General features: G+C 69.8%; 12 protein-coding genes and 1 pseudogene. 3 read left to right on the plus strand and 10 right to left on the minus strand.

Going from position 1 to position 9,146, the window contains the following annotated elements; genetic code table 11:
* Window positions 1–315, plus strand: a 315-nt coding sequence (locus RMO85_RS00510) for a GNAT family N-acetyltransferase (RefSeq protein ID WP_310525770.1), incomplete at its 5' end; no start/stop codon positions are given.
* A 176-nt stretch (window positions 316–491) separates the two neighbouring features.
* On the opposite strand, the gene RMO85_RS00515 is transcribed toward RMO85_RS00510, so the two are convergent.
* From RMO85_RS00515 to RMO85_RS00545, 7 genes are all read right to left on the minus strand, one after another.
* Window positions 492–758, minus strand: coding sequence for a hypothetical protein (locus RMO85_RS00515; protein WP_310525771.1), 267 nt, complete (start codon window positions 756–758; stop codon window positions 492–494).
* Between the two features lie 38 nt (window positions 759–796).
* A complete protein-coding gene (locus RMO85_RS00520; RefSeq protein ID WP_310525772.1) occupies window positions 797–1,264 on the minus strand; it encodes an AAA family ATPase in 468 nt (155 codons plus the stop codon).
* A gap of 285 nt (window positions 1,265–1,549) precedes the next feature.
* On the minus strand, window positions 1,550–2,485 hold the full coding sequence (locus tag RMO85_RS00525; RefSeq protein WP_310525774.1) for a DUF5926 family protein: 936 nt from the start codon (window positions 2,483–2,485) through the stop codon (window positions 1,550–1,552).
* Window positions 2,486–2,495: 10 nt separating this feature from the next.
* A complete protein-coding gene (locus tag RMO85_RS00530; protein ID WP_310525775.1) occupies window positions 2,496–3,275 on the minus strand; it encodes a glycerophosphodiester phosphodiesterase family protein in 780 nt (259 codons plus the stop codon).
* A gap of 98 nt (window positions 3,276–3,373) precedes the next feature.
* Window positions 3,374–3,961, minus strand: coding sequence for a DUF664 domain-containing protein (locus RMO85_RS00535; RefSeq protein WP_310525776.1), 588 nt, complete (start codon window positions 3,959–3,961; stop codon window positions 3,374–3,376).
* A gap of 168 nt (window positions 3,962–4,129) precedes the next feature.
* On the minus strand, window positions 4,130–5,329 hold the full coding sequence (locus tag RMO85_RS00540) for an ATP-binding protein (RefSeq protein ID WP_310525777.1): 1,200 nt from the start codon (window positions 5,327–5,329) through the stop codon (window positions 4,130–4,132).
* Window positions 5,330–5,368: 39 nt separating this feature from the next.
* Window positions 5,369–5,647: a hypothetical protein gene (locus RMO85_RS00545; protein WP_310525778.1), complete on the minus strand. Its 279-nt coding sequence runs from the start codon at window positions 5,645–5,647 to the stop codon at window positions 5,369–5,371.
* Window positions 5,648–5,706: 59 nt separating this feature from the next.
* Between RMO85_RS00545 and RMO85_RS00550 the strand changes: the two genes are divergently transcribed.
* Window positions 5,707–6,588, plus strand: a complete 882-nt coding sequence (locus RMO85_RS00550; protein WP_310525780.1) for a DNA-formamidopyrimidine glycosylase family protein — start codon at window positions 5,707–5,709, stop codon at window positions 6,586–6,588.
* Between the two features lie 6 nt (window positions 6,589–6,594).
* On the opposite strand, the gene RMO85_RS00555 is transcribed toward RMO85_RS00550, so the two are convergent.
* Both RMO85_RS00555 and aat read right to left on the minus strand, forming a co-directional pair.
* Window positions 6,595–7,038 (minus strand): hypothetical protein, encoded by a 444-nt coding sequence (locus RMO85_RS00555; RefSeq protein ID WP_310525781.1) that lies wholly within the window; start codon window positions 7,036–7,038, stop codon window positions 6,595–6,597.
* Window positions 7,039–7,052: 14 nt separating this feature from the next.
* Complete coding sequence (gene aat, locus RMO85_RS00560) at window positions 7,053–7,739, minus strand: leucyl/phenylalanyl-tRNA--protein transferase (protein ID WP_310525783.1); 687 nt, start codon at window positions 7,737–7,739, stop codon at window positions 7,053–7,055.
* A gap of 43 nt (window positions 7,740–7,782) precedes the next feature.
* Here aat and RMO85_RS00565 point away from each other — a divergent pair, with 43 nt between their 5' ends.
* Window positions 7,783–8,463: an EcsC family protein gene (locus tag RMO85_RS00565; protein ID WP_310525785.1), complete on the plus strand. Its 681-nt coding sequence runs from the start codon at window positions 7,783–7,785 to the stop codon at window positions 8,461–8,463.
* 142 nt (window positions 8,464–8,605) lie between these two features.
* Here the strand turns inward: RMO85_RS00565 and RMO85_RS00570 are convergent.
* Window positions 8,606–9,146, minus strand: a pseudogene (locus RMO85_RS00570) (hypothetical protein); the annotation flags it as partial.

Here is a 9,146-nt window from a genome sequence, read left to right on the forward strand (position 1 = left end):
GAACTGACGGTGCAAGTCCGCGACAGCGCGGGTGAACTCGTCGGCGGAGTCAGCGGATGGACGTGGGGTGACGCGGGCGGCATGGGCATGGTGTGGGTGCACCCAGAGTCACGGGGTACCGGCGTGGGGTCCGGACTGCTCGCCGATTTCGAGGCCGAAGCCGCTGGTCGGGGTTGCACCCATGTGTTCGTCACGTCGTTCACGTTCCAAGCGCCCGGCTTCTACGAGCGGCACGGGTACAGGCAGATCTTCCGCTGGGACGGTGTGCCTACGCCCGAGCACTCCGACGTGCACTTCCGCAAGGACCTGAGTTGATGCCCTTCGATGACGCCACCGTCCCCGCCTCCGCCCAAGCAGCCGGAGCGTTTCGACGGACGGACATCGAGCGGTCCGACCAACGCCTCTCATGGGAACGGACGGACCAAGCCTTCTTCGCCTCAGGTGCCTGCCACATCCTCGCGTGGGTCTGCCGCGACACCTACGCGGACCAGTCACTTGGCATTGAGGCGGTGCGAGCCAAGGGCGAGCAGCAGGTCTTTCACACCTACGCGAGGTGGAACGGGTGGGCGTTCGACCACTCCGGCTGGAATCCCGCACAGCAGTTGCTCGCGGTCAACACCGACTTCGAAGGTCACCCACTGGAACGCGTCGAGGTCGCGGTCGATCTCGCTGAGTTCTGCGAGCAGCACCACCACCGCATGCCGGACCAGTATTGGCGTGATCCCTTGGAGCGCGCCCGCGAGTACGTGGGTCGGCACCAGCCTCCTTGGGCGTCAGGGCCAACGCAGTTCAGCGGCTAGAGAACCACGTCAAACGCCTGATGCTCTGCCTCATCAGGGCGCTGCCCCTGCACGAAGTCGTCGATCTCCACCAGATCAGTCCGCTTCATCGGGGGATCCTCCATCGCGCGCTCCTCTATGCGTGCCCACAAGACGTCGACGGGCACGTCGAGATAGAGCAGTTCGGTGCGCGCGCCGACGGCGTGGGCTTCTGCCCGCAGTCGTTCGCGCTCGTCTCGGCCCCAGGTGCCCCACTCGATGATGGCGGTGCCCCCGGCACGGAGGATTTGAAGGGCCGTCGTCCACTGCAGGGACTCGACACGGGCGCGCAGCTCGCCGTCCCAGAGACTTGCCCCAAGCGTGGTCATCCATTCATCGGGGCAGAAGCGGACTCCCGGCCGCTCGGTCTCCAACGTCTTGGCCGCCAGGGTCTTGCCGCTACCGGGTAGGCCGGAAACGACGATCAGGCAGCCGCGTTCGCTCATGCCCACAGGGTACGAGTGGGTGCGGACATGATGACCGCTCATGCCCCAACGCTAAGCGGACCCCGACCGAGAGCCGATCGAGGCCTCATACCGTCATGGACAGCCCGACGAGAGCCCCATCTCGGCCCGATCAGGCCAGAACCGGCGACACCCAGAGTTGTCGTGACCGAATTCGCCGTAGGCGTTGGAAAGCCCGGCCGATGTTGACGGGGGATGCAACAACGACCGGGCAGGGCGAAATCTACTCTCCAGTCACTCCGCAGACAAGACGCGGGGTGTCATTGGTCATCGAATGGTGACCTGCCGGTTGGCTAGACCAGCTCGCGCGGAGCGCTCCTCGGCGCTCAGGTCGCCCCCCGTGGCGAGCGCGTCGGCCAGCGCATCAGCGAACTTCGCTGCCGGAGCCTCGAGCACCTCGGCCCCCGTGCCGACGGGGAGGTCCCACACCGGGGCGAGCAGTCCGTGCGCGCGGAACATGCCCACGAAGCGCGAACCCTCGGCCACCGAGTCCTGGCCGGCCGCGTGCAGCCGTGCCAGCGCGCTGAGCAGCTCATCCTCCTGGTGCGGCATCACCCACCGCAGGTGCTCCTTGGGGCCGACGTCGGTCCAGTACGCCGCCTGGACGCTGTTGAGCCGGACGGTCGGGTTGGCCGAACCGTTGGCCTCCTCGAGCGCGGCCACCATCGCAGCGTCCTGGTCCTCGACGTCGTCGATCCAGTAGCCGAAGCCGTCGTGCACGGTGATGTCGAGCGAGTCGTTGGTGATCAGGTCATGCAGGCGCGGGCCGTCACCCGGCGCCGACGTCAGGCCGACGATGCCGGACTTCTCGGTCGCGATGGCGGCCTCGAGCACCGCACCGAGGTCGCGCGCCGGGTCGCCGTACTGGTGCGCGACCTGCAGGCCGAGCCAGATCGCGCCGCTGTCGCGGACCATCGCCGGGGCTGCCATCGGCAGCAGCGTGCACAGCCGGACCTCGCGGTCCGTGCTCGGCACGCTCAGCGGGACAGTAGCGGCGGGCACCAGCTCGCGCAGCGCGATGATGTCGCACTCGCCGGGCAACCCGGCGAAGGGGCGACTGACGAACACCGGTGCGGCACCGCCGGCGGCACCGTGGCACGCCTTGTAGCGCTTGCCCGAGCCGCACGGGCAGGGTTGGCGCGGACCGACCTCACCGTCGACGGGAGCGGTGTCGCGGGCTTTGATGCGGGACTTCTTGGCCATGGCGCAGACGCTATACGCCCAGCAACTCCAGCATGTAGGCCGGCTTGTCGCTGATCACCGCGGTGACGCCGAGGTCGAGGCAGATCTGGAGGTCCTCGGCCGTGTTGACGGTCCAGACGTGGATTTCGCGGTCGGCCAGTCGAAGGTGCTTGCCGAGCCCCGGGTGATCGCGCAGCTCATCGATGCCGGGACCGATGATCCAGTCCTTGCCGACCGCACGCCGCAGCATGGGCCAGTGGTGCGCCTTCTCGATCAGCATCACCAGCGGGATCCGTGGTGCCATCCGCTGGACCCGCTGCAGCGCGGTGAGGCTGAAGCTCATCACCCGCACCGGGGAGTCGTCGCCCGTCCACCCGAAGTCGGTGAGCAGCTCCACGAGTCGGCGCTCGACCAGACCGCCGTACCGCGTCGGATGCTTGGTCTCGATCGCCAGCTCGACGCGCCGGTCGGCGTCGGCGACCGTCTCGAGCAGCTTGCGCAGGGTGAGGACCTTGTTGTCCTCCGGGTCCTCGTCCGGTGCCTCGTCGTCGAAGTCGGCCCAGGGGTTCTTCCAGGATGCGAAGTCGAGCTCATCGAGCTCCTCGAGGTTCATCGTGGAGATGACGCCCCTGGCGGCCGCGGTCCGACGCAGGTTGCGGTCGTGCACGCAGACCAGGTGACCGTCGGCGGTCAGTCGTACGTCGCACTCGAGGGCCCCTGCCCCCACCTCGATCGCGCGCTTGTAGGCCCGTAGCGTGTGCTCGGCATTCTCATGGCTGGCGCCTCGGTGGGCGACGACCTGCGGCCTCATGCGAGAAGCCTAGGGCTCTCGTCGCGCCTCTCGTCGCTAACGCTCCGCTTCACCGCCGCCTCGTCCGGGTGCTTGTCGCAGCCACGCGCTGCGCGGGATCAGTCCACGCTGCGCTCCCACGGCTGGATGAAGTCGTTGCCGGGGATGTCGTTGACGGCCATCGTCAGCTGGCCGGCCAGGGCGCCGTCGATCTGCTCACGGACGAGGTCGGCGTGGCCGGCGTGCCGGGCGAACTCCTCGATCATGTGCAGCGCCAGCATCCGCGTGGTCACGGGAGTTGGCTCCATCCGGCCGAACCACGGGGCGGGCGCCGCCCGGGCGTCGGCGTCCGGATCCAGGTGCTCGACCGCGGCAATCAGCGCGGCCGTCGCTGCGTCGTACTCCTCGAGGATCTGCGACAGCGTCTCGTCCTCGGCCAACGCGAAGCTGCCGTAGAACATGCCGTAGTCGGCCTCGGTCAGCTCCCAGCCGCGGTCGCCTCGCTCGCAGGCCTCGCGGCGCTGCCACGTCGGCCAGCAGATGGCCAGGTGCTTGAGGATGCCGCCGAGGCTGAGCTCGCTACGGGTCGGTGTCAGGCGCGCCTCATCCTCGATCAGGCCGAATGCGGAGGTGCGGACCGCGTCGACCTGCTCGCGCAGGAAGGTGGCGAGGGCGGCTGCTTCATCGAGGCGGGCGGGCTGGATCATGACTGGCTCCTGGTGGTCGTTGCGTTGCTCGTGGGACGACCATGTCGCCACATGCGGACTGAGCGCGTCCGCTAGCTGTAGCCGACTGCCGGTGGTGCCCGCCGATCAGGGCGCACTGGTCAGGGAAGTCTTGCGCGGATCACGACCCACGCGATTCGCCTCGACCCTTCAGCCCGCGTGCTCGCGCAGGTAGCGCCCGAAGTGCGGCACCGTGAAGGCGATCCGGCCGCGCTCGCCCGAGTAGATGAGGCCCTTCTTCAGCAGGGCGTCACGGGCCGGGGAGAGCGACTGCGGCCTCTTGTCGAGGGTGGCGGCGACGTCGGCGGTGAGTACGGCGTCGACCGCCGGATCCTCAGACGCGGCCGCGACATCTGCCATCGCGCGGAGGTACTCCCGCTCCCCCGGTGTCGCCCGCTCGTAGCGCGAGCCGAAGAAACCGACGGCGAGCTCCGACTCGGCCTCGGGCGTCGCGACCAGCACGTCGTCCACCGTGATCGGCGAGCGCGGGGCGCGGTCCCAGACCGCCTTGCCGTAGGCCTGGATGAAGTAGGGGTAACCGCCCGTGGCGGCATACATCGCCTCGAGCGCGTCGGCGGTGAAGGCCGCCTCCTCCCCCTCGGCCGGCGCGGTCAGCGCGAGGTCGGCAGCGTCGCGGGCCAGTCGATCGATGCGCTGGTAGCGAAAGAGCCGCTCGGAGTAGGACTTCGACGCGGACAGCACGGCGGGCAGGTGGGGCAGGCCGGCACCGACGACGATGACCGGAAGCCCGGTCTGGCTGATCTCGTGGCAGGCGGCGCACAGTGCCGAGACGTCGTCGGGTCCGAGGTCCTGCATCTCGTCGATGAAGACCGCGATCCCCCTGCCGACGTCGGCGGCCAGCCCGCCGAGGTCGGTGAACAGCTCGACCAGGTCGATCTCGATGTCACCGGAGTCGGCACGTCCACGCACCGCCGGCACGTCGATGCCCGGGCTCCACTGGTCCTTGAGCCTGGCGCCCGCCCCGGCGTCGCGGTGCGCGAAGGACTTGATCACCCCGAGCACGTGGTGGACGCTCTCGGCGTCGGCATGGCCGAGCTCGCGGACCGCCTGGTGGAGGGCGCTGCTCAGCGGCCGGCGCAGCCCTTGGTCGGGCCGGGCCTCCAGCTTGCCGGTCCCCCATCGTCGCCGTACGGCAGCCGAGCGCAGAGCGTTGAGCAGCACCGTCTTGCCCACGCCGCGCAGCCCGGTGAGCACCAGAGAGCGTTCGGGCCGACCCTTGACCACACGCTCGAGCACGACGTCGAAGGCCTGCAGCTGCTCGTCGCGCCCCGCCAGCTCGGGGGGTCGCTGGCCGGCGCCGGGTGCATACGGGTTCCTGATCGGGTCCACCGTGGGACCGTATCGGCGAATCTAGCGAAATCCGTAGACCTAGCCCGCGTGGTGGATGCCCCGCTCGAAGCGCGGTCGCGTGTCCTCGCGCGCGGCCGCGACGGCGTAGGCCGCATCGAGCCCGCGCCTGAGCATGTCGATCAGCGCCGGCACCTCCTCGACGGTCAGCCGGAACGAACCGCTGCACACGTTGTCGCGCCACAGCGACACGACCACGAGATCGGCGTCGTGGTGCCACGAGACACGCAGCGCGCGGTCCTCGCCGCGGGTGTCGAAGAAGATCGATCCCGTCATCGGCAACGGTCGCGCGAGAGCCATGCTCCATTCTCTCCGATGAGTCAAGGATTCGAGGCTCGCGGCGACCTAGACTCGATGCCATGCCCGAGCTGCCCGAGGTGGAGGCCCTGGCCCTCGACCTGAAGGGCCGGCTCCTCGACCGCGCGATCACCCGCATCGACCTCGCGGCGTTCAGCGCGCTGAAGACGTTCGACCCCCCGCTGCACTCGCTGCACGGCACGCTGGTCGAGGACGTCACGCGGCACGGCAAGTTCCTCGACATCACCGCGTCGGGAACCCACCTGATCATGCATCTCGCCCGTGCCGGCTGGGTGCGCTGGCGCGACGAGGTGCCCGCGCTGCCGGCCCGGCCCAACAGCAAGAACCCGCTCGCGGCACGCATCGTGATCGACGACCCCGACTCCGACAAGCAGGCAGGCCTCGACGTCACCGAGGCGGGCACCAAGAAGAGTCTCGCGATCTACGTCGTCCGCGACCCCCAGGACGTCCCGGGCATCGCGCGGCTCGGGCCGGATCCGCTCGACGACGCGTTCACCATCGACGTGCTCAGCGCGATCCTGCAGTCCGAGGGACGCAAGCAGATCAAGGGCGTGCTGCGCCATCAGGGCACGATCGCCGGCATCGGCAACGCCTACTCCGACGAGATCCTGCATGCGGCGCACATGTCGCCGTACAAGCCGGCCAGCAGCATCGAGGACGCCGACCTGCAGACCTTGTTCGATGCCGTCAAGAGCACGATAGGCGCCGCCGTCGAACGCTCGCGCGGGCTGCACGCCAGCGAGCTCAAGGGCGAGAAGAAGTCGAACCTCGCGGTCCACGGCCGAGCCGGCCAGACGTGCCCTGTGTGCGGTGACGTGGTCCGCGAGGTGTCGTTCGCCGACTCGAGCCTGCAATACTGCGCGACCTGCCAGACCGGCGGGAAGCCGCTGGCCGACCGGCGGCTCAGCAGGTTGCTCAAGTAGGCAGGACTACGACGAAGGGATCTCCGGCAGCTCGGGAAGCTCAGGAGCACCGCAGGTGTCGGTGGAGTACTTCTCGAAGGCGGAGGAGGCCGCCTCCTCGCCGGCGGAGAGGTCCTCATTGAGGTTGGTGAAGTCCTCGCTGGTGGCGTTCTCGTCGAGGTTGCCGACCTCCTTGATCATCAGCTCGAAGCCGTCGCGCGCCTTGTCGGGCATGTCCTTGGGCGTGCCGACCTTCTCGAGGTCCGTGGCCCAGGACTTGATCGATGCGGTCGCCTCCTTCTGCGACGTCCCGGCCATCGAGCCGAGGTCGGAGAACAAGCTGTTCAGCTCCTTGCAGAACTCGTCCTCGGACGCGTCCGTCGGAGCACCGCCGCCACCGCAGGCAGCGAGCGAGGCGCCGACGAGCACGAGTGTTGCGGTGAGCAGTCCGGTCTTCGCAGGCTTCTTCATGGCTACAGCCTGCCTCATCGAGCTGCGTCGTCTAAGGCTGCCGGCAATGGCGCGCCGAGCGCCCGGCGGAGCTTCTGCAGGTAGGCCGCACGCGGGATCTCGACCACGCCGAGCGTCGCCAGGTGCGGCGTCACCCACTGCACGTCGAGCACCCGCCGGTCGGCGTACTCGTCACGCAGCAGGTCGACGAGCCCCATCAGCGCGACCTTCGAGGCGTCCCGCTCGCGGTGGAACATCGACTCCCCGGCGAACACGCCGCCGATGCTCACGCCGTACAGCCCGCCCGCCAACCGGTCCTCGCGCCACGCCTCCACCGAGTGCACCCAGCCGAGGTCGTGGAGCGCCAGATAGGCAGCGCGCACCTCGGGGGTGATCCAGCCGTCCGGGCGCCCGCGATCCCCGCACGCGTCGATGACCTGCTCGAACGCCGTGTCGACCCGGATCTCGAAGTGGCGGGCGGAGCGCCTCAGTGAGCGCGAGACGACCAGCCCGTCGAGCGGCAGCACGCCGCGGCGCACGGGTGAAAACCAGCCCATCGGGTCGCGTCTCCCGCCGGTCGGCATCGGGAAGAGACCCTGCGCGTAGGCCGCGAGCAGCGAGCCGGGCGCGAGATCGCCGCCCATCGCGACGAGGTCGTCCTCGGGGTCCCAGTCGGTCGGCTGGGGGAACACCCACGGGGAGGGCTCGGGCAGGACAGGCATGAGGGCGAACCTACTTCGTGCGTGCGGCGCCTAGGCTTGTGCCATGAGCTTGAGCGGAAACGTGGGCAAGCGCCTGGCGCCGAAGATCACCCAGGCAGCACCGGGGCTGACGACGTCGTTCGTCCGGGAGGCGCTGCACCGTGCCATCGAGGGTGTCGGGCCGCTTCCGGGCGCCGCGGCCGCCGCCGACAAGCAGCTCGCCGAGCAGCACGGCAACGTCGAGCGCGCGATCCACGAGGTGATCGAGAACCACGTCCGCTACGCCGGCGCACAGGGCTTCCTGACCAACGTCGGCGGCCTCGTCACCGCCGCCGTGACCATCCCGGCCAACGTCACCGGGCTGACACTGGTGCAGTGCCGGATGATCGCCGGCATCGCACACCTGCGCGGGCACGACCTCAGCGATCCGCGCGTGCGCAACGCCGTCCTGACGACGCTGCTCGGCGAGGAGTCCGTCGCCCAGCTCGTGAAGAAGCGCAAGATCCCCGCCCCGCCGATGGCGCTCGCCACCGCCCCCGTCCACGACGCCGGGCTCGACAAGATCATCAGCGCCGAGGTGGGCGCCGACCTCGTCGCCCGGGTCGCCGGCAAGCGCCTCGCGGTCACCATCGGACGGCGCGTGCCCGTCGTCGGTGGCCTCGTCGGCATGGGCGCCGACGGCTACGCGACCTGGAAGGTCGGGCGGTACGCCGACCGCGAGATCCTGGCCCGGCCGCGCGGGTAGCCCTTGCCCGAGTCAGCTGCGCCGAGGCTCCCGCCCGGCCCCCCTCGCGCTACCGCACAGTACGGCGGGGAATCTCGCCGCGAGACCCCTGACTGTTCGGTAACTCGGGCGCCGGTCCCCGGCTCGACCAACAAGGTCCCGGTCAGCGCCGGCGGAGCTTGCGGTAGGCCATGAGCGCGGCCCGGCCGGAGCGGCTCGTCTCCAGCGACTGCACGGTCCTCTCGGCCCTGGAGCGGCGGGCGAGGTCGAGGGCGCGACGGGTCTCGTCGAGATCGCGCGCCAGCGTCGCCTCCGACTCGCGGAGCCGGGAGCCTTCGACGAGCAGGGCCTTGATCGAGTCGAGCGCCGGCTGCAGGAGGTCCGCCGCGGGGGAGGTGTCGGGGTCGGTGAAGGTGTCCGCGGGCCGACCGATCAGGTCGCCGACGTCGCCGACGACGTCGTAGCCGCGCTTCTCGATCTCCTCGACCCAGGTGCGTGACAGCTCCTGCACCCACTCGTGGGTCGCGGGCGGCAGCCCGAGTCGGGCCGAGGTGGTCCGCCGCGAGAGGGTCTGGTGCGCGAGCAGCTCACGCACGAGCGGGCGGTAGTCGGGCGGGTCCACCACGGGAGTGACGCGCTTGTTGATCAGCCGGAGCAGCGCCGTCTCGGGCACCCCCATCGACGGGTTGGCGCGCTCGGCAGTG

This window comes from Nocardioides sp., assembly GCF_031422975.1.
Taxonomy (GTDB): Bacteria; Actinomycetota; Actinomycetes; order Propionibacteriales; family Nocardioidaceae; genus Nocardioides.

Bases quoted from the DNA above. Each gene is read 5' to 3' on its own strand.
- RMO85_RS00520 (WP_310525772.1), bottom strand. From the start codon at position 1,264: ATGAGCGAACGCGGCTGCCTGATCGTCGTTTCCGGCCTACCCGGTAGC.
- RMO85_RS00525 (WP_310525774.1), bottom strand. From the start codon at position 2,485: ATGGCCAAGAAGTCCCGCATCAAAGCCCGCGACACCGCTCCCGTCGAC.
- RMO85_RS00530 (WP_310525775.1), bottom strand. From the start codon at position 3,275: ATGAGGCCGCAGGTCGTCGCCCACCGAGGCGCCAGCCATGAGAATGCC.
- RMO85_RS00535 (WP_310525776.1), bottom strand. From the start codon at position 3,961: ATGATCCAGCCCGCCCGCCTCGATGAAGCAGCCGCCCTCGCCACCTTC.
- RMO85_RS00545 (WP_310525778.1), bottom strand. From the start codon at position 5,647: ATGGCTCTCGCGCGACCGTTGCCGATGACGGGATCGATCTTCTTCGAC.
- RMO85_RS00550 (WP_310525780.1), top strand. From the start codon at position 5,707: ATGCCCGAGCTGCCCGAGGTGGAGGCCCTGGCCCTCGACCTGAAGGGC.
- RMO85_RS00555 (WP_310525781.1), bottom strand. From the start codon at position 7,038: ATGAAGAAGCCTGCGAAGACCGGACTGCTCACCGCAACACTCGTGCTC.
- aat (WP_310525783.1), bottom strand. From the start codon at position 7,739: ATGCCTGTCCTGCCCGAGCCCTCCCCGTGGGTGTTCCCCCAGCCGACC.
- RMO85_RS00565 (WP_310525785.1), top strand. From the start codon at position 7,783: ATGAGCTTGAGCGGAAACGTGGGCAAGCGCCTGGCGCCGAAGATCACC.